Below are 18,615 nucleotides of genomic sequence, written 5' to 3'. Positions count from 1 at the left end.
GACCTAACTGTGGGAGCGGGCTTGCTCGCGAAGGCGTCTTCGAAGGCGCTAAAGAATCAACCCGCCAACAACCACACCCCAGCCCCCGCCGAAGCTGCTCCAGCCAACCGAACCAATGGCGTCGCCGCGCGTGGCAGCACCCGCACCAGTGCAAACCCGGCGCCATGCAGCGCCGCCGTGGCTGCGACGAAGCCCACCGCATAGGCCCACGGGCTCGACATGTCCGGCAGTTCCAAGCCATGGGCCACACCGTGGAACAGTGCAAACAACGCCGTCGCGCCAACCGCCAGGCTCAACGGTGGACGTACCGCCAGTGCCACCGCCAGGCCCAGGGCCAACACCGAGGCGGCGATCCCGCTTTCCAGCGCCGGCAGGTTCAGGCCTTCAAAGCCCAGCAGGCCGCCCAGCAGCATCGTACCCACGAAGGTGCAGGGCAGCGCCCAGCGCGCGGCGCCTTGTTGTTGTGCGGCCCACAAGCCGACCGCCAGCATCGCCAGCAAATGGTCGAGCCCGCCGATGGGGTGGCCGAGGCCGGCGATCAGGCCATTGTCGCCGTGGCCGGGGTGGGCGAAGGCCAGGGCCGGGGTCAGCAGCAGGGCAAGAGCACCGAAGAGGCGTTTGAAGGTCATGGATAAGCTTCCTTGTGGTCAGTCGGAAAATCAGGCGGCGCTCAGCAGACCCTGGCGCTCGATGAAGGCGATGATGTCGTCCAGGCCCTGGCCGGTCTTCTGGTTGCTGAACACGAAGGGCTTGCCGTTGCGCATCCGCCGGGTGTCGCTGTCCATCATCTCCAGGGACGCGCCCACCAGCGGCGCCAGGTCGATCTTGTTGATCACCAGCAGGTCGGATTTGCAAATGCCCGGCCCGCCCTTGCGCGGCAGCTTGTCCCCGGCGGAAACGTCGATCACATAGATCGTCAGGTCCGACAGCTCCGGGCTGAAGGTCGCCGACAGGTTGTCGCCGCCCGACTCCACCAGAATCAGGTCCAAGCCCGGAAAGCGCCGGTTCAACTGGTCCACCGCCTCGAGGTTGATCGAGGCATCTTCGCGAATCGCCGTGTGCGGGCAGCCGCCGGTTTCCACGCCGATGATCCGCTCCGGCGCCAGGGCTTCGTTGCGCACCAGGAAGTCGGCGTCTTCGCGGGTGTAGATGTCGTTGGTGACCACCGCCAGGTTGTAGCGTTCACGTAGAGCCAGGCACAGGGCCAGGGTCAGGGCGGTCTTGCCGGAGCCCACCGGGCCGCCGATACCGACGCGCAGAGGTTGTGTGTTCATGTGTGTCTCCTAGGAACGGAACAGACGGCTGTACTGGCGCTCATGGGCCATGCACGCCAGGGACAGGCCAAACGCGGCGCTGCCGTAATGGTCGGGGTCGATGTTCGAGGCGTCGTGCTGGGCCTGTTGCAACAGCGGCAGCAGTTCGCTGGTCAGGCGCTGGGCCGCTTGCTGGCCCAGGGGCAGGGTTTTCATCAGCACCGCCAGTTGGTTTTCCAGCCAGCTCCACAGCCAGGCGGCGAGGGCATCCTGGGGGGCGATCTGCCAGGCGCGGGCGGCCAGGGCCCAGCCCAGTGCCAGGTGCGGTTCGCTGTGCTGTTCGAGAAAGCCTCGCGCGGCGCGGTCGAGTTCCGGCAGGCCCGCGAGCAATTGTTGCAACGAGTAGCCCATCTGCCGGCTCTCCTGGTACAGCTCGCGGGTTTCCCGGCTGGCGCGGTGCTCTTCACAGCGTTGCCGCAGCGTGTCCCAATCGTTAGCGGCGGCTGCGGTGCAGTGTGCCAGCAGCAGGGGCGCTTCGAAGCGTGCCAGGTTCAACAGCAATTGGTCGCTGATCCAGCGCCGCGCATCGTCGGGTTTTTTCACCTGGCCGTTGTCCACCGCCATTTCCAGACCCTGGGAGTAGCTGTAGCCGCCAATCGGCAACTGCGGGCTGGCCAGACGCAGCAGCGCCCAGGCCGGGTTCATGTGCGCACGCCAAATTGATGCAGGCGCGGCGCGTAGTTGAAGTCTTCGTCGCCGTGCCGGGAATGATGATGGCCGCCGCCATAGGCGCCGTGTTCCGGCTGGAACGGGGCTTCGATGGCTTCGGCGCGGGCGCCCAGTTGTTCGAGCATCGCCTTGAGCACGTAATCGTCCAGCAGGCGCAACCAGCCATCGCCCACTTGCAGGGCCACGTGGCGATTGCCCAGGTGGTAGGCGGCGCGGGTCAGTTCGAAGGCATTGGCGCAGGTGACATGCAGCAATTGTTCGGCGCGGGCGCAAACGCGCACGATGCGCCCATCTTCGGCCTGCAGGCACTCACCGTCGTACAGCGGCGGCTGGCCTCGCTCCAGGAACAACCCGACGTCTTCACCTTCGGCACTGAAACAGCGCAGACGGCTTTTGCTGCGGGCGTCGAAGGTCAGGTGCAGCTCTGCGTCCCAGCGCGGTTGAGTGTCGATTCTGCGGTGAATCACCAGCATCGGAGTGCTTCCAGCAATGAACGGTGCTGTGTTTAGAGCAAGGGGCTTGCCAATCGAAGGGGGTGTAGGAAATATCTGGGGATGGCGTTTCAGGATGGGGCGGATTGCGTGCCATGTTGGTGCGCGTCGTGGGGCTGTGCACCATTTTGCGACCAACACAAAAGCGTCTGTGGGAGCGGGCTTGCTCGCGAAGGCGGCGTGTCAGTCGACATCAATATGTCTGATCCACCGCTTTCGCGAGCAAGCCCGCTCCCACAATGGATTGGTGTTGAGCTTGAGATTCGGTTCGACTCAGAACCCTGTGGGAGCGGGCTTGCTCGCGAAGGCGGCGTGTCAGTCGACATCAATATGTCTGATCCACCGCTTTCGCGAGCAAGCCCGCTCCCACAATGGATTGGTGTTGAACTTGATATTCGGCTCTACACAAAACCCTGTGGGAGCGAGCTTGCTCGCGATGGCGTCGGCCCAGCTCGCATCAAAGCAAGGCGCTATCCCTTGGCCCCAGGCGCCGCCATCTCCTTGGTTTCCAGATGATCCAACGCCCGCTCGACCAGCAACTGCACCCCATCGGCCATGCGACTGATCGCCAAGGCGACGCAGCGGCGTGAGTCGTCCACGTCGTCGGCCAGGTCGGCGGCGATGGTGCTGATGGAGAGCAGGTCTTCGGAGGCGTTGGCGAGCAGGGTTTCGGTGTCTATGTGAGGGGACACGATGAAGAGCTGGTTTTTATCGGGTTCGGGCGGTGAGGTGGGCTTGGGCTTGAGGTAGTAGTCGAGGGCGCGGGTGGCGGCGTCATCGAGCTTTTTTTCTTCCTGCGCTTGGACGCGGGATTTGTGGCCGCTTTTTGGCGGATTCGGAGTTGCTTTGAACATAGTGAAAATTCCTGGAAGTGGAGCCGGCACCCTCCGATTGCACGTCGAAAAATGGGTGGCAGCTGTACGTAGGTGTGCAAGACCGGTCCAGGAACCCGGCAGACCCGAAGATCTCCCACGCGCAGCCGCCATAATAGTCAGCGAGCATAGAAAAATGCTCGGCGAATAGCCATAACGAATACGCTCCTAGACCGGACTTGCACGTCCGTATCACCGTTTTTGCGATGACGAACAGAGGTTAGCCGCGCCATAGAGCGCTGCCTAGTTCATGAACAGCCCCGCGTGTTGAAGGAAATGTCCGAGGGTTTGGCGGGGAAAAGCACCGGAAGATCGTAGCCGTCGGCAGCTCCTACAGAAATTGCGTAGGGGCTGCCGAAAGTTGCGATTTTGAATGTCTGGTGGAGCGAGGGGGCAAGTAGCCATCAACTATGGGAACTCGTTCTCACAGTGAATGTGGATCGAGATTGAGCTTGGTTCGACTTGGAACCCAGGTGTTATCTGAGCTTGATCAGCACGGCTACGATGCCCATCCATGCCAAAGTAAAAGCCATCAACGTTCTATCAATGATGAGAAGACGTTTCAGATAGGGTGGGAAATGTTTGACATCAACGGGGTCCACATCCCCGATGCGGATATACGCATTTGAAAAAATCACCATCCCGGCAATTTTACTCAGCAGCACAAATCCCCCAAAGTAGCCTCGATTTCGCCAAGCGGGAGCCCAAAGGTATATGAAGCGGCTGTTTTTCAAGGCATCCATCATGGGGTTCAAATGATGGCGAATTAGGTACAAACTGAATGTCAAGCACGCAAGGTTCATAGGGATCATAGCCAACACAATCCAGTCAGACAGCGAAGAGTTCCAGAACTCCCCCAGCGTCATGGCAAAGCTATCTCGTACATAACGTCACCTATTTTTTCGCCTCCCATACTTCCAACAGCTGTACCCGCCCAAGCACCAACGCCCACTACGGCCGCGACACAAATCACACCTCCGATACCAGTAGAGGCTCCAAGCGCCAAGCAAAGCGGCCCGCTGGCTGATAAACCTAAATTTCCACCCCAAGCGCCACCAACGGTAGATAGGCCGAATTTTCCTCCTTCAGTGAACTTAATTCTCTCACAAGCCGCCTCAGAGCCTCCGTTACACACGTCCTGAACAGCTAATATCGAAGACACCCCACCAACTCCAATCCCGATATACCCGCCCATCTGCATATATTTCGCTGCTCGGCTGGTGCTCTCGACGTGGGTCGCATACCCCGGTATCTGCCCCGGTGCTCCGGCCTTGTTCCAGTGGTGCACTAAGCTACGGCTCGAAATGCCCAGGGCGGTTTTCAGTTTGGGATGGTCGCCCAGGGTCGTATGGCCGCGCAGGCGGGTGGAGTTCAGCAGGTGGGCATCCAGCTGGGCGAGCAGGAGCTTACGCTCGGTGAAAAACTGCGCTGATTTGAGGTGGCCGTGTTGGCGATAGCTTTCCTGGTGCAAGCGTTCCATGGCTTGCAGCGTGTCGCGCAAGCTGGTCAGGTGTTTTTCCATCATCACCGCGCTTACGCCAAGCCAAGTAGAGGTCTGGCCGGTGAAGCTGGCGATCTCAGCCGCGTGGCGGTGCATGAAGTCGGCTTGCTCGGCGGTCAGGTCATCGAGCGCGGTATTCACTGTTTGCGCCGCCGCCATCACCTGCGCCTCTTCGCGGGTGCATAGGTGATTGTTCGGATCGCTCAGCACGATCATCGAACCGGCCTTGACCACATCGCGATAAGGATTCAATGCGCGGAATTTGCGCATCACCGCCGGGTCGGGTGACGGGAACAACGTGGCCTCCAGCGCTTCGCGGGTCACGCTTTTGGGCACAACGTAGAATCCCGGTTCCTGGGGTTCTACGCGGGTAGATGTTGGGGGCGGAGGGTTGATTGATGGGGCTGAAAACGATTGGCGTGAAGCAGTTGGAGCGCTGGTCGCGGGCTGTGGAGCCGGCTGAGCGGCTCGGCTGGCTTGCGGTGCAGAATTCGCACCTTCATAGGTGGCCCAGAATACCGAAGGGATCAGTTGCGCTTTGCAGGGGCAGGTACTATGGCTATCGAGCGTTCCGGCCATGTGTTTGCCATGGCTGACAATGTGCCCGATGCCACCTTTGATCTGATAAGTTTTCCCGTCCTTTCCACACGAGACGCGGTCACCTTCGCGGGCATGCAGCAGGCCAAACATGTTGACCCTGTCATCGCCATCCAGCACTTTCCCGCCGCAAGAGGTCTTGTCGCCCTGACCGATGAAGTAACCCTCGGTCATTGCATGTTCTCCTTCATCTCATTCCGGCGCAGACGGCGGCCCTCAGCTGGCCCTACTGCGGGCAAAAAATCTTCTGCGTTCGACACGCCTTTGCGGACGATGAGAACCGCTATGTCTTGGGGCGTATTGATGATTTCGTCGCCGTTGCTCAGACGGCTGCCGACCAGTGCAACATCGCTGTTGCTTTCACCGGCCCCGGTGACGATCCGCGCCGTGCTGCCATCGGCATACACGACGTGATCGCCTTTCTGGGCGGCGCGTAGCGTGCGGCCATCCATCTTGAATTCAAACGGTGATGAAGCATGTTGGATCGTTCCGCCGTCCCGGGTCTGACTACCCTCGGCGGCCAGTCGGTAAATACCGAGTGGCGGATGGGCTTTGACGTAAGCCTGTTGTTGTCTAAGCAGTGTCGCGACTTCTTCGACGCAACCCTCCAACCGATCCGGCTCAAAGTAGGGATCGTCGAGATGGCTCAGGTATTCAAGAGAGGCTTCATTGGTGTGGTGGGATAGCAAGGGTGCAGTCATTTTCATGGCTCCTATACAAAGACGTCGTACGCAAGGCCGCGTTGACAGGTCTTGGAAGCGATGAATAAGACGATGAGCCGCTGATAGCGGGCAATCCCGGCGTGGGGCGCATTTGCAGCGAATAGGAAAGTTCGTAGGCCAAGATGCACCTTTTCCTACATCGAAAGTATCTGTTGCGTGGTTTTTCGGGAGGCGGTGTGCCAGGTGAGCAATCAGGGGGCTGAGACGCCGCTATCGCGAGCAGGCTCGCTCCCACAAAGGAGGCATGCTGACAGTTATTCGGTACTGCCCAGCCCCTGCCAATGCTTGAGGCCAATGAAGATGAATCGCAGTTGCTGGGTCATCTTCGCCTGGGGCGTGAGGTGTTCGGGGAGGGCTTGGGCGGGTGGGTCGATGATGTCCGGCAGGGTGGCGAACACGCTCTTGACGATAAGATCGGCCATCACGCCCAGGGCGGCCAGGTCCAGGTGCTGCAGCTTGGGCATCAACGCCAGGTCGTCGGCCAGGTCCGAGCTGATGTCTTCGCGCAATTGAGCAATGGCCTGGCGCACCGGCAGGGAGCCGCCGTATTGCTCGCGGGCCAGGAACAGGAATTGGGATCGGTTGACTTGAACCACATCGAGAAAGATCCGTACCGACGCATCGATGATGCCACCCATGACGAATTCGTTGTGGCGGACCAGGCGGATGGTTTCGCGGAAGGTCTGGCCGACTTCGCTGACCAGTGCCAGGCCCAGTTGGTCCATGTCCTCGAAGTGCCGATAGAACCCGGTGGGCACGATGCCCGCCGTCCTGGCGACTTCTCGCAGGCTCAGGCTGCCGAATCCCCGGCCGCACTCCATCAAATGACGGGCTGCGTCCATCAGGGCAATGCGTGTCTGTTGTTTCTGTTCGGCGCGGGGCAGCATCACAAGGCTGACTTCTGATTCACGGGAGCGGTGCACTCTAGCAAATCGGCTTTGCCGACGTCGAACGGTAGAGGGGGATCGGGCGGGGAAAACGAAGGGCTTGAAAAGTCAAAAGCCCGATTGCAGGAATCGGGCTTTTTTCTGGGCCACCATGGGCTCAGCTCACGGTGCTGTTGCGTTCGATCACACGATCACCACCGCCTTCGGCCACGGTATCGCCCATTTTAGTGCGCGAAGAACCGTCTTCAGCGAGGGTTTGGCCTGGAGTGCGGTCGGAACCATCGGCTGCCAGGGTTTGACCCGGAGTGCGGTCGGAACCGTCGGCTGCCAAGGTTTGGCCTGGAGTGCGGTCGGAACCGTCGGCTGCCAAGGTTTGGCCTGGAGTGCGGTCGGAACCATCAGCTGCCAGGGTTTGACCTGGAGTGCGGTCGGAACCGTCAGCTGCCACGGTATCACTCTGCTTGGTACGGTCATAACCGTCTTCGGCCAGGCCTTTTTCTTCCAGGCGATCACGTCCACCTTCGGCAACCGTCTGGCTGTAGACAGAATGGCTGTCCTTGACCTGTGGCGTGGCTTGTTCGGAGGCTGGCAGTGCGAAGGCAGTAGAGGCCAGCAGTGAAAGGGACAGGCTCATCAGTAATTGGCGTTTCATGATCGTTGCTCCTTGGAAGGGCGATAAAGTGGGTACGAGGGCAATGCTACTCTCGATAAGTCGATATAAAAGTTCATAAACGCAATGGTAATAATCAACGGAATTGATTGTTCGCGGCGAAGGCTCTAGAACGGGCGTTTCCAAGGTGCTGTTTTGCACCGTGGTGGGTATTTTGTACCCATCGCTGCCTCGCAAATGTGCGGGGGCGGTAACAGTTTGTTGGCCGATCAGTCAGAATCCTGGCATCTTTTTGTGCCGTTCATCGGCACCTGTTGGCCGTTTCGCCAGTCCAACCCTTCATGACGAACCGGTGCAGGTTCGTATTTAAAACAGCGCCGCGGTTGCGGACGCTGACTTGTCATCAGGAGCCTTGTGCATGACGCGCACCTCGAAAATCCTCGCCTGGAGCTTTGCCAGCCTTGTTGTCCTGCTGGCGGTGCTGGTGCTGGTCATCGCCTTCTTCGACTGGAACCGCATCAAGCCCCCGCTCAATGCCAAGGTTTCCGAGGAATTGCATCGTCCCTTCGCCATCAACGGCAACCTGGCGGTGATCTGGCAGCGTGAGCCGGAAGAAGGTGGCTGGCGCGCCTGGTTGCCGTGGCCCCATGTGGTGGCCGAAGATTTGAGCCTGGGTAACCCGGATTGGTCGAAAACGCCGCAAATGGTCACGCTCAAGCGTGTCGAGCTGCGCGTTTCGCCTCTGGCCTTGCTGGCCCGGCGAGTGGTGATTCCACGCATCGACCTGGTGGAGCCCAACGCCAATCTGCAACGCCTGGCGGACGGTCGCGCCAACTGGACCTTCCAATTCGATCCGAAAGACCCGGACGCGGAGCCGTCCAGCTGGGTGGTGGACATTGGCGCCATTGGTTTCGACAAGGGGCACGTCACCCTTGACGACCAGACACTCAAGACCCGCCTCGACCTGTTGATCGACCCGTTGGGCAAACCCATTCCGTTCAGCGATATCGTCGGTGACAAAGCCGCGAAAAAAGCCCAGGACCAAGGCGCGACGCCACAGGACTACGCGTTCGCCTTCAAGGTCAACGGGCAGTATCACGGGCAAAACCTGACCGGCTCCGGCAAGGTCGGTGGCTTGCTGGCACTGAAGGATGCGTCACGACCTTTTCCACTCCAGGCCCAGGCGAAGGTCGGTGACACCCGTGTCGAACTGGCGGGCACCCTCACCGATCCGCTGAACCTCGGGGCCCTGGACTTGCGCCTGAAACTGGCGGGCACCAGCCTCGCCCAGCTCTACCCACTGACCGGCGTGACCCTGCCGGACTCACCGCCTTACGCCACCGATGGCCGCTTGATCGCCAAACTGCATGACCCGGGTGGGGCGCTGTTTCGCTATGAGGGGTTCAACGGCAAGATCGGCGACAGCGATATCCATGGCGACCTGGCTTACGTCGCCAGTCAGCCGCGGCCCAAACTCAGTGGCGCGCTGGTCTCCAATCAACTGCTGTTCAGCGACTTGGCGCCGTTGATCGGTGCTGACTCCAACACCGAGCAAAAGGCCCGCGGCGGCGCCAGCAAACAGCCGACCGGCAAGGTCTTGCCCGTAGAAGAGTTTCGCACCGAGCGTTGGCGCGTGATGGACGCCGATGTGGAGTTCACCGGCAAACGCATTGTCCATAGCGAGCAGCTGCCGTTCACCGACCTGTATACCCATCTGGTGCTCAACGACGGGCAGTTGAGTCTTGAGCCCCTGCGTTTCGGTGTGGCCGGTGGCCGCCTCGATGCACAGATCCGCCTCAACGGGCGCACCCGGCCGCTGGAAGGCCAGGCGAAGCTGACGGCGCGGGGGTTCAAGCTCAAGCAATTGTTCCCGGGTTTCGAGCCGATGAAAACCAGCTTCGGCGAATTGAATGGCGATGCCGACATCGCCGGGCGCGGCAATTCGGTGGCGGCGTTGCTGGGCACCTCCAACGGCACGCTGAAAATGCTCATCAACGATGGCGCCATCAGTCGGGAATTGATGGAGCTGGCGGGGCTGAACGTTGGTAACTACGTGGTAGGGAAAATCTTTGGCGACAAGGAAGTGAAGATCAACTGCGCGGCAGCCGACTTCGACATCAAGACGGGCCTGGCGACCACGCGCCTGTTCGTGTTCGATACCGAGAACGCGATCATCTACATCGACGGCACGGCGAATATGGCGAGTGAAAAGTTGGACCTGACCATCACTCCAGAGTCCAAGGGCTGGCGCCTGATTTCCCTGCGTTCGCCCTTGTATGTGCGGGGCACGTTCGCCAAGCCCGCCGCCGGGGTCAAGGCCGTGCCCCTGATGCTGCGCGGTGCCGGCATGGTGGCGTTGGGCGTGATCGCCGCGCCGGCGGCCGGGTTGCTGGCGCTGGTGGCGCCCAGCGGCGGAGAGCCGAACCAGTGCGCGCCGCTGTTGGAACAGATGAAGGCGGGCAAGGCGCCGGTGACGGTCAAGCCGACCCGGTAGCCGGCGAATTGTTATGAAGCTTAGGGCCCTTTCGCGAGCAAGCCCGCTCCCACAGTTGACCAAGTTCCTTCAGAGAAATGCGGTTCAACTGTGGGAGCGGGCTTGCTCGCGAAGGGGCCCTCAGGTGTATCAGAGATCAGCCAGGATATCGGCCATGTCATCGGCATGCTCTTCTTCCTGGGCCAGGATGTCTTCGAAGATGCGCCGGGTGGTCGGGTCTTTTTCGCCAATGTATTGGATGATTTCCCGGTAGCTGTCGATGGCGATCCGTTCGGCCACCAAGTCCTCGTACACCATTTCCTTGAGGGTGTTGCCCGCTATGTATTGGGCGTGGGAGTTGCGGGTCAACAGGTCGGGGTTGAACTCCGGCTCGCCGCCCAACTGCACGATGCGCTCGGCGAGTGTGTCGGCGTGTTCGGCTTCCTGGTTCGCGTGCTCGAGGAACTCACTGGCCGCCACGCTGGCCTTGAGACCGGTGGCCATGAAGTAGTGGCGCTTGTAGCGCAACACGCAAACCAGTTCGGTGGCCAGCGCTTCGTTGAGCAGGCGGATGACCTCCTGGCGATCGGCGCCGTAGCCTTCGGTCACGGCGCCGTTCTGCACGTTCTGCCGTGCTCGTTCGCGCAGGGTGGTTACATCGGATAAGTGCATGTCGCTCATCTCGTTCTCCTGGAGGCTGATCCGGTGGGAGCGTCACGCTCTGATGGCGCGATCACTCTAAGTCTGAGTGACACGGTCCTGGAAAAGTTTTACCGAGTTTTTCAGCGCATAGCCGGACAGCCGTGCTTCCTCCCCTAGCCACTGGAAGAACGCCCGCACCGGCGGATGGCGTTCGCGGCCCGGGACGCACAGGGCGCTGTAGCCGGCGCCATTGACCTGGACGTCCGGGCGATAGCCCACCAGCAAGCCGCTGGCGATGCTTTGCGACGCGAGGATATTGCTCGCCAGCACCAGGCCCTGCCCGGCGATCGCGGCTTGCAAGGCGTAGTGCTCCTCGTCGTACTCGCGGATGCACGGCTGACGGGTGAGCCAGGTTTCCCCGGCCTGGGCGCACCAGGCATCCCAACCGTGGGCGTACAGCTTGGAGTTGTGCCAGCGCACGCTGATCAGCGTCGGCGGCTGCCGGGCCGCCAGGGCCACCTGTTCAGGCGAGCCATAGACCCCGAAGCTTTCATCGAACAGGCACATGCCGTACAGGTTCGGGTAGGCGTCGAGGCTGTAGCGCACCACCAGGTCGACGCTGGCGTCCTGGTGCAGGTCGAGCACCTCGCAATGGGTGTCCAGGCGCACGTTGATGTTCGGGTGGCGCGCGTAAAAACGCCCCAGGCGCGGCACCAGCCACAGGGCGGCAAACGCGGCGGTGGTGGACAGGGTCAGGTGGGTGGTGCTGCGTTGCGGGCGCAAGGTATCGACGCTTTGCGCTACTTCCAGCAAGGCCCCGTGCAAGCTGTGGAACAAGCGTTGCCCGCCGTCGGTGAGGCGAACCTGGCGGGGCAGGCGTTCGAACAGGACCAGCCCCAGCCAGCTCTCCAGCGCTCGAATCTGGTGGGAGATCGCTGTAGGCGTCACCGATAACTCCGCCGCAGCCGCCTTGAAACTGAGCAACCGCGCGGCGGATTCGAAGGCGCGCAGGGCGTTGAGCGGCAAGTTGGCGAACATCCGGATTCTCCTGAAAAACGCTACGGATGAAATTAACTCATCCAGATGAACTAACGCTCATTTGTCTGCTGGCAGCATCGGGCTTCAATCTGCGCCGCACAAGCAGTGTTGATTGTAGCCGCATAAAAGGAGATTCAGATGAGCAAGATTCTTGTGGTGCATGGCAGTCCCCGTGGCGAGCGTTCTCATTCCCGGCGCCTGGCCGAGGCGTTTGTTTCGGCGTGGCAGGCCGCGAACCCGCAATCCCAATTGTCCCGCCGCGAGGTCGGACGGACGGTGATACCGCCGGTCAACGAAGCCTTTATCGCGGCGGCGTTCTACCCCGAGCCCCAGAATCGACCGTTGATCATGCAGGCGGACCTGGCCCTGAGCGACGCCTTGGTCGATGAGCTGCAAGCCCATGACCGATTGGTGATCGCCGCGCCCATGCACAACTTCAGCGTGCCCAGCGGCGTGAAGGCCTGGATCGACCAGATCGTGCGCATCGGGCTGACGTTCAATCACAGCCTGGATAACGGCGTGTCGCACTACGAGCCGCTGGTGCTGGGCAAGAAGGCGCTGATCGTGACCAGCCGCGGCGATTTCGGTTTCGGCCCCGGCGGCCAACTGGAGGGCATGAACCACGCCGACACGCTGTTGCGCACCGTGCTGGGATTCATCGGCATCACCGATGTGACGGTGGTGGCCGCCGAAGGCGAAGAGTCGGCCGAGCGCAGTTTTGCGTTGTCCTGCGCCGAGGCCGAGGAGCGTTTGCTGGCGCTGGCGCGGACGTTTTGAGAAAGGGGCGGCTGCGCAGCCCAGAGGGAGCAAGCGCCCTCGCCACGGATTCATCCGGGTGTCATAGACTGGTCATCATCAGTACCGATGCTGACCCCTCTTGATCAAGGATGTCGCCATGTCGCAACGCTGCGCCACTCGTTACCCTCTGGTGCTGGTCCCAGGCATGCTCGGGTTCATCCGTCTGGTGCTATATCCGTACTGGTATGGAATCGTCTCGGCGTTGCGTCGCGGTGGGGCCGTGGTGGTGGCGGTAAAGGTTTCGCCGTTGCATTCGTCCGAGGTGCGCGGCGAGCAGTTGCTGGCAGTGATCGACGACATCCTGCGGCAAACCGGTGCGCAGAAGGTCAACCTGATCGGCCACAGCCAGGGCAGCCTCACCGCCCGTTATGCCGCCGCCAAGCGTCCGGACCTGGTGGCGTCGGTCACGTCGGTGGCCGGCCCCAACCACGGCTCCGAACTGGCTGATTACCTGCAGCGCCATTACCCGGCCGACAGCGCCAAGGGCCGCATGCTCAGTGCCGTGCTACGCCTGATCAACGCCCTGATGAGCCTGCTGGACACCGGCTATCGCGGGCCGAAGCTGCCGGTAGACATTCACGCGTCCCACGTCTCGCTGACCACTGCTGGCGTGGCGCTGTTCAACCAACGTCATCCACAGGGGCTGCCGCTCACTTGGGGCGGGCAGGGGCCGGAAGAGGTCAATGGCGTGCGCTATTACTCGTGGTCCGGCACCTTGCAGCCGGGCATCACCGATAAAGGGCGCAACCTGTTCGACGGCACCAACCGCACGTGCCGTTTATTTGCCCGCACCTTTGTCCGGGAAGCGGGGCAATGCGACGGCTTGGTCGGACGCTACAGCTCCCACCTGGGCACGGTCATCGGCGACGACTATCCGCTGGACCACTTCGACATCGTCAACCAGTCGCTGGGGCTGGTGGGCAAGGGGGCCGAGCCGATTCGGTTGTTTGTCGAGCATGCCGAGCGGTTGAAGGCTGCCGGGGTGTAGCCCGTTGGACCGCGTTATCGTTCTTCGCGAGCAAGCCCGCTCCCACATTGACCGCATTCTTTCTGAAGAAACTCGATCGAATGTGGGAGCGGGCTTGCTCGCGAAAGCGGTTGTTCAGGCGCCGAGAATCTCTTGGGAGGTGTAACAGGCGTTGTCTACACTCCACCCATCGCCACCCCCTCGTGTGGCAGCCAGGAGAAACACCATGAAGATGCTTCGTGTGCCTTTGTTGATGATCGGTTTGCTGCTGTGTTCCCAGGGCTTCGCCGAGACGGCGCAGCAGAGCAAGATGACCACCTGCAATGCCGACGCCACCGCCAAGGCGCTCAAGGGCGACGAGCGCAAGGCGTTCATGAGCAATTGCCTCAAGGCTACCCCGCAGGAGCGCATGAAGAGCTGCAACGCCACCGCCACCGAGCAGGCGCTGAAGGGCGATGCGCGAAAGGCGTTCATGAGTGAGTGCCTGAAGAAAAAATAAGTGTTGGATCTGTGGGGCCCCATCGTCGGATCGCCGCCCGGAGCAGGCTCGCTCCCACATGGACAGGCCAACGCCGATCCACTGTGGGAGCGAGCCTGCTCGCGATGGGGCCGACGCAAAAGTTACAAAAAAGCCCTGAACTGCGACGAAGGTCGGCCGACACAATCCCTAGTGCTGCCAGCGGATCGCTGGCAGACTGCCGATCCTTTCACGCCGTTTTGTCCTGAGGCTGTATGCCAACGTTTTCTCAGCGTCATGTGTTGTTGGTGATCAGTTGGGTGATCATTTTTGGTGGGTTGTTGCTGGTGCTGCCGCTGCGCCTGTTGCCGAGCTTGCTGGCCGGGCTGCTGGTGTTCGAACTGGTCAACATGCTCACCCCGCAGTTGCAGCGCCTGATCGAAGGCCGTCGTGCCCGCTGGCTGGCAGTGGCGTTGCTCGGCACGCTGGTGGTCAGCGTGCTTTCATTGATTTTCGCCGGGGCCTTCAGTTTCCTGCTCCATGAAGCAGAAAACCCAGGCGCGTCCCTGGACAAGTTCATGACGGTGGTCGACCGCGCCCGTGGACAATTGCCGCCGTTCATCGACGCCTACCTACCGGCCAGCGCTGCCGAGTTCCGAGTGGCAATCGGCGACTGGGTGAGCAAGCACCTGAGCGACCTGCAACTGGTGGGCAAGGACGCTGCCCACATGTTCGTGACATTGCTGATCGGCATGGTGCTGGGGGCCATCGTTGCCCTGCAGCGCATTCCCGACCTGACCAAGCGCAAGCCCCTGGCCGCAGCGCTGTTCGATCGCCTGAACCTGCTGGTCAAGGCGTTTCGCAACATCGTCTTCGCCCAGATCAAGATTTCCCTGCTCAACACGTTCTTCACCGGGATTTTCCTGGCGGTGGTGCTGCCGCTGTTCGGCATCCAGCTACCGCTGACCAAGACCCTGATCGTGATGACGTTCCTGCTGGGGCTGCTGCCGGTGATTGGCAACCTGATGTCCAACACCCTGATCACCATCGTCGCCTTGTCGTTGTCGATCTGGGTGGCGGTGGCGGCGCTGGGTTACCTGATCGTGATCCACAAGCTCGAATACTTCCTCAACGCCCGTATCGTTGGCGGGCAGATCAGCGCCAAGTCCTGGGAATTGCTCATGGCGATGCTGGTGTTCGAAGCCGCGTTCGGCTTGCCGGGGGTGGTGGCGGGGCCGATTTATTATGCGTACCTCAAGAGCGAGTTGAAGCAGGTGGGGATGGTTTGATCCGGAAGTTGTGTTGATTGATCTACCGCTTTCGCGAGCAAGCCCGCTCCCACAGTTCGATCGCATTTCTTCTGAAAGAACTCGGTCAAACTGTGGGAGCGGGCTTGCTCGCGAAGGGGGCGCCTCGGTCTCGGATCAGACCTGGCTCCCATACCGCTTCATCGCCTCGATCGCCAACCCGCTGCCAATGCTGCCGAAGATATTGCCTTCCACATGCCGCGCCTGGGGCAGCATCGCCGAGACGCTGTTGCGCAGCGCCGGGATGCCGCTGGAACCGCCGGTGAAGAAGACCGTGTCGACCTTATCGACCCGCACGTTGGCGTCGTTGAGCAACTGCGTGACGCTGCCGCGCACCCGCTCCAGCAGGCCGTCGATGGCCGACTCGAACATCGCCCGGCTCAGGTCCACGCTCAGGCCCGGCTCGATCCGGTCCAGGAGCAAATGGCGCTGGTCGGCGTGGGTCAGCTGGATCTTGGTTTCTTCCACTTCCATCGCCAGCCAGTGCCCGGCGCGCTGTTCGATCAGCTTGAACAGCCGGTCGATGCCGCCGGTGTCTTCGATGTCGTAGCGCATGCTGCCCAGGGCCAGGGTGGACTTTTGCGAGTACACCGCGTTGATGGTATGCCAGGTCGCCAGGTTCATGTGGTGGCTGGTGGGCATGTAGGCACCGCTTTTCATGCGGCTGCCGTAGCCGAACAGCGGCATCAGGCCGGCCAGGGAGAGTTGCTTGTCGAAATCGGTCCCGCCGATGTGCACGCCACCGGTGGCGAGGATGTCAGCGTGACGGTTGTCATGCATACGCCGCTCGGGCGACAGGCGCACCAGGGAGAAGTCCGAGGTCCCGCCGCCGATGTCGACGATCAGCACCAGCTCTTCTTTCTCGATGGTCGATTCATAATCGAAGGCCGCTGCGATAGGCTCGTACTGGAAGGAGACTTCCTTGAAGCCGATGGCACGGGCAACGTCCACCAGGGTGTTTTCCGCTTCCTGGTCGGCCAGTTCATCGTCGTCGACGAAAAACACCGGGCGCCCCAGCACCACTTCTTCGAATTCCCGACCGGCGGCGGCTTCGGCGCGTTGCTTCAACTGGCCGATGAACAGCCCCAGCAGATCCTTGAACGGCATGGCCGTGCCCAACACGCTGGTGTCGTGCTTGATCAGCTTGGAACCCAGCAGGCTCTTGAGCGAGCGCATCAGCCGGCCTTCGTAGCCTTCCAGGTACTCGTGCAGGGCCAGGCGGCCGTACACCGGGCGGCGTTCCTCGAGATTGAAAAAGACCACCGAGGGCAGGGTGATCTTGTCGTCCTCCAGCGCGATCAACGTTTCCATGCCGGGGCGCAGCCAGCCGACGGTGGAGTTGGACGTGCCAAAGTCGATGCCGCAGGCACGGGCCGGGGATGCGTTTTTCATGTCTTTCGGGTTCCAGTTGAAAAAACGGCCGCGCAGTGTATGTCAGTGCGGCGCGGATTCGAAGGCCGGTTATCTGCTAATTCGCAATCGTTGGCCTTGAAAGACAGCGTTGCACCCCCAAACTTGCTGGCATGAGCCTGGTAGCCACAGGGTGGGCACAAGAACCGCCACCGGCTGCCGATAAACTTCTGACGTGCCGCCCGGTCCCAATCTTGAGGTCGGTCAACCCGCTGTCCGGTCATCCGGGCAAGCTGTGCGTGGCGGTGCGACATCGATAACGGATGGTGATGCTTAGATGGACTTCAAAGACTATTACAAGATCCTGGGTGTTGAGCCGACGGCGGATGACAGCACGATCAAGGCTGCCTACCGCAAGCTGGCGCGCAAGTACCACCCGGATGTGAGCAAGGAAAAAGACGCCGAGACCAAGTTCAAGGACGTCTCCGAAGCCTATGAAGCGCTGAAAAGCGCCGACAAGCGCGCCGAGTACGACGACCTGCGCCGCTATGGCCAGCATGGCCAGCCGTTCCAGGGCCCGCCGGGTTGGCAGAGCCGGGGCGGTTTCGGTGGCCAGGACACGGGGGATTTCTCGGACTTCTTCAGTTCGATTTTCGGTAATCGCGGGCCGGGTTTCGGCGGCGGACAGTCAGGTCGCAGCGCCGGCCGTCGAGGGCAAGACGTGGAAATGGAATTACCGATTTTCCTGGAAGAAACCCTGTCGAACGAGTCGAAGAAGGTCACCTTCCAGGTGCCGCAATACAACGCGGCGGGCCAGCACGTGAGCAACACCAGCAAGAGCCTGAACGTGAAGATCCCGCTGGGCGTGACCGATGGCGAGCGTATCCGCCTCAAGGGCCAGGGCGCGCCGGGAATCGGTGGTGGCGCCAATGGTGACTTGTACCTGACCATTCGTTTCGCGCCGCACCCCAAGTTCGACGTCGAAGGCCAGGACTTGATCATCACCTTGCCCCTGGCGCCATGGGAATTGGCGCTGGGCACCGAGGTCGCGGTGCCGACCCTCACCGGCAAGATCAACCTCAAGGTGCCGGCCGGCAGCCAGAACGGCCAGCGCATGCGCGCCAAGGGCCACGGCCTGCGCAACAAGGCCGGCGAGCGCGGCTACCTGTTCGTGCAACTCAAGGCCGTGATGCCCAAGGCCGGCGACGAAGCGGTCAAGGCGCTGTGGGCTGAATTGGCGAAGAAAGCCGCGTTCGACCCGCGGGAGAATTTCTGACCGGTAATCACAGGCCTGGCAACACAACCCCGTGGCGAGGGAGCTTGCTCCCGCTGGGCTGCGAAGCAGCCCCAGAACCATTCGACACGGTGCGCCAGGAAAAACCGGTAGGCAGGTTTTACGACTGCTGCGCAGCCGAGCGGGAGCAAGCTCCCTCGCCACAGCCACAGCCACAGCCACAGCCAGCCTTGCCACAATCCTGGCTAGACTCGACAGTTAAAGCATTGGGAGAAGCAGACCATGAACACCCCGATCATTGAACTGAACCTGCTGGAATTCTGCGAAGCCGCCGCATTGGCCGATGTCCATGTGATCGAAATCGTCGAGCATGGAATCCTCGAGCCCCACGGCGCGGCCCCGACGGATTGGCGTTTTACCGATTACGAACTGGTCCTGGCGCGACGCGCGGCGAAGCTGCGGCGCGAGTTGGAGTTGGAATGGGACGGCGTCGCCCTGGCGCTGGACTTGCTGGAAGAAGTGCAACAACTGCGTAGCGAGAACCGCAGGCTGCGACAGCAACTGGGGCGTTGGGTGGACTGACGACATGTGTCTTGCATGTCATGTCCTGTCGCACATGCGGTAAATAGCTACCACATTCGTCGCCAGGGCACTGGCTAGGCTTCGGGTTTTCCACATCAAGGATGA

The 18,615-nt window shown here is 61.4% G+C and carries 20 protein-coding genes; 7 read left to right on the top strand and 13 right to left on the bottom strand.

Going from position 1 to position 18,615, the window contains the following annotated elements:
• Positions 1–56: 56 nt before the first annotated feature.
• The 10 genes from M1D99_RS26960 to M1D99_RS26915 form a co-directional block, all read right to left on the bottom strand.
• Positions 57–629, bottom strand: coding sequence for a HupE/UreJ family protein (locus tag M1D99_RS26960; RefSeq protein ID WP_434572709.1), 573 nt, complete (start codon positions 627–629; stop codon positions 57–59).
• Positions 630–659: 30 nt separating this feature from the next.
• Positions 660–1,274 carry an urease accessory protein UreG gene (ureG, locus tag M1D99_RS26955; protein ID WP_060739393.1) on the bottom strand — a complete coding sequence of 205 codons (615 nt, stop codon included), beginning with the start codon at positions 1,272–1,274 and terminating at the stop codon, positions 660–662.
• A gap of 9 nt (positions 1,275–1,283) precedes the next feature.
• Positions 1,284–1,958 carry an urease accessory protein UreF gene (locus tag M1D99_RS26950; protein ID WP_434572707.1) on the bottom strand — a complete coding sequence of 225 codons (675 nt, stop codon included), beginning with the start codon at positions 1,956–1,958 and terminating at the stop codon, positions 1,284–1,286.
• A complete protein-coding gene (gene ureE, locus M1D99_RS26945) occupies positions 1,955–2,455 on the bottom strand; it encodes an urease accessory protein UreE (RefSeq protein WP_057448286.1) in 501 nt (166 codons plus the stop codon). The genes M1D99_RS26950 and ureE overlap by 4 nt, the downstream gene beginning before the upstream one ends.
• 488 nt (positions 2,456–2,943) lie before the next feature.
• Positions 2,944–3,327, bottom strand: a complete 384-nt coding sequence (locus tag M1D99_RS26940) for a DUF6124 family protein (protein ID WP_434572704.1) — start codon at positions 3,325–3,327, stop codon at positions 2,944–2,946.
• A 494-nt stretch (positions 3,328–3,821) separates the two neighbouring features.
• Positions 3,822–4,211, bottom strand: a complete 390-nt coding sequence (locus tag M1D99_RS26935; RefSeq protein ID WP_339478432.1) for a hypothetical protein — start codon at positions 4,209–4,211, stop codon at positions 3,822–3,824.
• Positions 4,208–5,617, bottom strand: coding sequence for a PAAR domain-containing protein (locus tag M1D99_RS26930; protein ID WP_458131057.1), 1,410 nt, complete (start codon positions 5,615–5,617; stop codon positions 4,208–4,210). The genes M1D99_RS26935 and M1D99_RS26930 overlap by 4 nt, the downstream gene beginning before the upstream one ends.
• Positions 5,614–6,144 (bottom strand): hypothetical protein, encoded by a 531-nt coding sequence (locus M1D99_RS26925; RefSeq protein WP_434572701.1) that lies wholly within the window; start codon positions 6,142–6,144, stop codon positions 5,614–5,616. The genes M1D99_RS26930 and M1D99_RS26925 overlap by 4 nt, the downstream gene beginning before the upstream one ends.
• Before the next feature lie 275 nt (positions 6,145–6,419).
• Positions 6,420–7,052: a TetR family transcriptional regulator gene (locus tag M1D99_RS26920; protein ID WP_434576625.1), complete on the bottom strand. Its 633-nt coding sequence runs from the start codon at positions 7,050–7,052 to the stop codon at positions 6,420–6,422.
• A 157-nt stretch (positions 7,053–7,209) separates the two neighbouring features.
• Positions 7,210–7,704 carry a hypothetical protein gene (locus M1D99_RS26915; RefSeq protein WP_186707810.1) on the bottom strand — a complete coding sequence of 165 codons (495 nt, stop codon included), beginning with the start codon at positions 7,702–7,704 and terminating at the stop codon, positions 7,210–7,212.
• A 376-nt stretch (positions 7,705–8,080) separates the two neighbouring features.
• Between M1D99_RS26915 and M1D99_RS26910 the strand changes: the two genes are divergently transcribed.
• Positions 8,081–10,156: an AsmA family protein gene (locus tag M1D99_RS26910; RefSeq protein ID WP_458131056.1), complete on the top strand. Its 2,076-nt coding sequence runs from the start codon at positions 8,081–8,083 to the stop codon at positions 10,154–10,156.
• 129 nt (positions 10,157–10,285) lie between these two features.
• On the opposite strand, the gene M1D99_RS26905 is transcribed toward M1D99_RS26910, so the two are convergent.
• Together M1D99_RS26905 and M1D99_RS26900 are read right to left on the bottom strand one after the other, a co-directional pair.
• Complete coding sequence (locus tag M1D99_RS26905) at positions 10,286–10,816, bottom strand: ferritin-like domain-containing protein (RefSeq protein WP_186707806.1); 531 nt, start codon at positions 10,814–10,816, stop codon at positions 10,286–10,288.
• 57 nt (positions 10,817–10,873) lie between these two features.
• On the bottom strand, positions 10,874–11,815 hold the full coding sequence (locus tag M1D99_RS26900; protein WP_458131055.1) for a LysR substrate-binding domain-containing protein: 942 nt from the start codon (positions 11,813–11,815) through the stop codon (positions 10,874–10,876).
• 138 nt (positions 11,816–11,953) lie between these two features.
• On the opposite strand from M1D99_RS26900, the gene M1D99_RS26895 reads away from it, so the two are divergent.
• The 4 genes from M1D99_RS26895 to M1D99_RS26880 all read left to right on the top strand — a co-directional run bounded on the left by M1D99_RS26895 (position 11,954) and on the right by M1D99_RS26880 (position 15,326).
• The gene (locus M1D99_RS26895) at positions 11,954–12,592 is read left to right on the top strand and encodes an FMN-dependent NADH-azoreductase (RefSeq protein WP_458131054.1); all 639 of its coding nucleotides are present in this window, start codon (positions 11,954–11,956) and stop codon (positions 12,590–12,592) included.
• Positions 12,593–12,710: 118 nt separating this feature from the next.
• A complete protein-coding gene (locus tag M1D99_RS26890) occupies positions 12,711–13,601 on the top strand; it encodes an esterase/lipase family protein (protein WP_458131053.1) in 891 nt (296 codons plus the stop codon).
• Positions 13,602–13,806: 205 nt separating this feature from the next.
• Positions 13,807–14,079, top strand: coding sequence for a PsiF family protein (locus M1D99_RS26885; protein WP_186707797.1), 273 nt, complete (start codon positions 13,807–13,809; stop codon positions 14,077–14,079).
• Between the two features lie 233 nt (positions 14,080–14,312).
• The gene (locus M1D99_RS26880; protein ID WP_186707795.1) at positions 14,313–15,326 is read left to right on the top strand and encodes an AI-2E family transporter; all 1,014 of its coding nucleotides are present in this window, start codon (positions 14,313–14,315) and stop codon (positions 15,324–15,326) included.
• 135 nt (positions 15,327–15,461) lie between these two features.
• On the opposite strand, the gene M1D99_RS26875 is transcribed toward M1D99_RS26880, so the two are convergent.
• A complete protein-coding gene (locus tag M1D99_RS26875) occupies positions 15,462–16,736 on the bottom strand; it encodes an Hsp70 family protein (protein ID WP_434572689.1) in 1,275 nt (424 codons plus the stop codon).
• Positions 16,737–17,031: 295 nt separating this feature from the next.
• On the opposite strand from M1D99_RS26875, the gene M1D99_RS26870 reads away from it, so the two are divergent.
• Positions 17,032–17,970, top strand: a complete 939-nt coding sequence (locus M1D99_RS26870; RefSeq protein WP_434572687.1) for a DnaJ C-terminal domain-containing protein — start codon at positions 17,032–17,034, stop codon at positions 17,968–17,970.
• 240 nt (positions 17,971–18,210) lie between these two features.
• The gene (locus M1D99_RS26865) at positions 18,211–18,510 is read left to right on the top strand and encodes a chaperone modulator CbpM (protein ID WP_434572685.1); all 300 of its coding nucleotides are present in this window, start codon (positions 18,211–18,213) and stop codon (positions 18,508–18,510) included.
• Positions 18,511–18,615 lie beyond the last annotated feature (105 nt).

The organism is Pseudomonas sp. R3-41 (genome assembly GCF_054161485.1).
Note: the sequence above shows the minus strand (reverse complement) of the source record. Positions and strands in the feature narration are given on the sequence as shown.

Excerpts from the sequence above, each read along its gene's own strand:
- M1D99_RS26960 (WP_434572709.1), bottom strand. The coding sequence starts at position 629 with ATGACCTTCAAACGCCTCTTCGGTGCTCTTGCCCTGCTGCTGACCCCG.
- ureG (WP_060739393.1), bottom strand. The coding sequence starts at position 1,274 with ATGAACACACAACCTCTGCGCGTCGGTATCGGCGGCCCGGTGGGCTCC.
- M1D99_RS26950 (WP_434572707.1), bottom strand. The coding sequence starts at position 1,958 with ATGAACCCGGCCTGGGCGCTGCTGCGTCTGGCCAGCCCGCAGTTGCCG.
- ureE (WP_057448286.1), bottom strand. The coding sequence starts at position 2,455 with ATGCTGGTGATTCACCGCAGAATCGACACTCAACCGCGCTGGGACGCA.
- M1D99_RS26940 (WP_434572704.1), bottom strand. The coding sequence starts at position 3,327 with ATGTTCAAAGCAACTCCGAATCCGCCAAAAAGCGGCCACAAATCCCGC.
- M1D99_RS26935 (WP_339478432.1), bottom strand. The coding sequence starts at position 4,211 with ATGACGCTGGGGGAGTTCTGGAACTCTTCGCTGTCTGACTGGATTGTG.
- M1D99_RS26930 (WP_458131057.1), bottom strand. The coding sequence starts at position 5,617 with ATGACCGAGGGTTACTTCATCGGTCAGGGCGACAAGACCTCTTGCGGC.
- M1D99_RS26925 (WP_434572701.1), bottom strand. The coding sequence starts at position 6,144 with ATGACTGCACCCTTGCTATCCCACCACACCAATGAAGCCTCTCTTGAA.
- M1D99_RS26920 (WP_434576625.1), bottom strand. The coding sequence starts at position 7,052 with ATGCTGCCCCGCGCCGAACAGAAACAACAGACACGCATTGCCCTGATG.
- M1D99_RS26915 (WP_186707810.1), bottom strand. The coding sequence starts at position 7,704 with ATGAAACGCCAATTACTGATGAGCCTGTCCCTTTCACTGCTGGCCTCT.
- M1D99_RS26910 (WP_458131056.1), top strand. The coding sequence starts at position 8,081 with ATGACGCGCACCTCGAAAATCCTCGCCTGGAGCTTTGCCAGCCTTGTT.
- M1D99_RS26905 (WP_186707806.1), bottom strand. The coding sequence starts at position 10,816 with ATGAGCGACATGCACTTATCCGATGTAACCACCCTGCGCGAACGAGCA.
- M1D99_RS26900 (WP_458131055.1), bottom strand. The coding sequence starts at position 11,815 with ATGTTCGCCAACTTGCCGCTCAACGCCCTGCGCGCCTTCGAATCCGCC.
- M1D99_RS26895 (WP_458131054.1), top strand. The coding sequence starts at position 11,954 with ATGAGCAAGATTCTTGTGGTGCATGGCAGTCCCCGTGGCGAGCGTTCT.
- M1D99_RS26890 (WP_458131053.1), top strand. The coding sequence starts at position 12,711 with ATGTCGCAACGCTGCGCCACTCGTTACCCTCTGGTGCTGGTCCCAGGC.
- M1D99_RS26885 (WP_186707797.1), top strand. The coding sequence starts at position 13,807 with ATGAAGATGCTTCGTGTGCCTTTGTTGATGATCGGTTTGCTGCTGTGT.
- M1D99_RS26880 (WP_186707795.1), top strand. The coding sequence starts at position 14,313 with ATGCCAACGTTTTCTCAGCGTCATGTGTTGTTGGTGATCAGTTGGGTG.
- M1D99_RS26875 (WP_434572689.1), bottom strand. The coding sequence starts at position 16,736 with ATGAAAAACGCATCCCCGGCCCGTGCCTGCGGCATCGACTTTGGCACG.
- M1D99_RS26870 (WP_434572687.1), top strand. The coding sequence starts at position 17,032 with ATGGACTTCAAAGACTATTACAAGATCCTGGGTGTTGAGCCGACGGCG.
- M1D99_RS26865 (WP_434572685.1), top strand. The coding sequence starts at position 18,211 with ATGAACACCCCGATCATTGAACTGAACCTGCTGGAATTCTGCGAAGCC.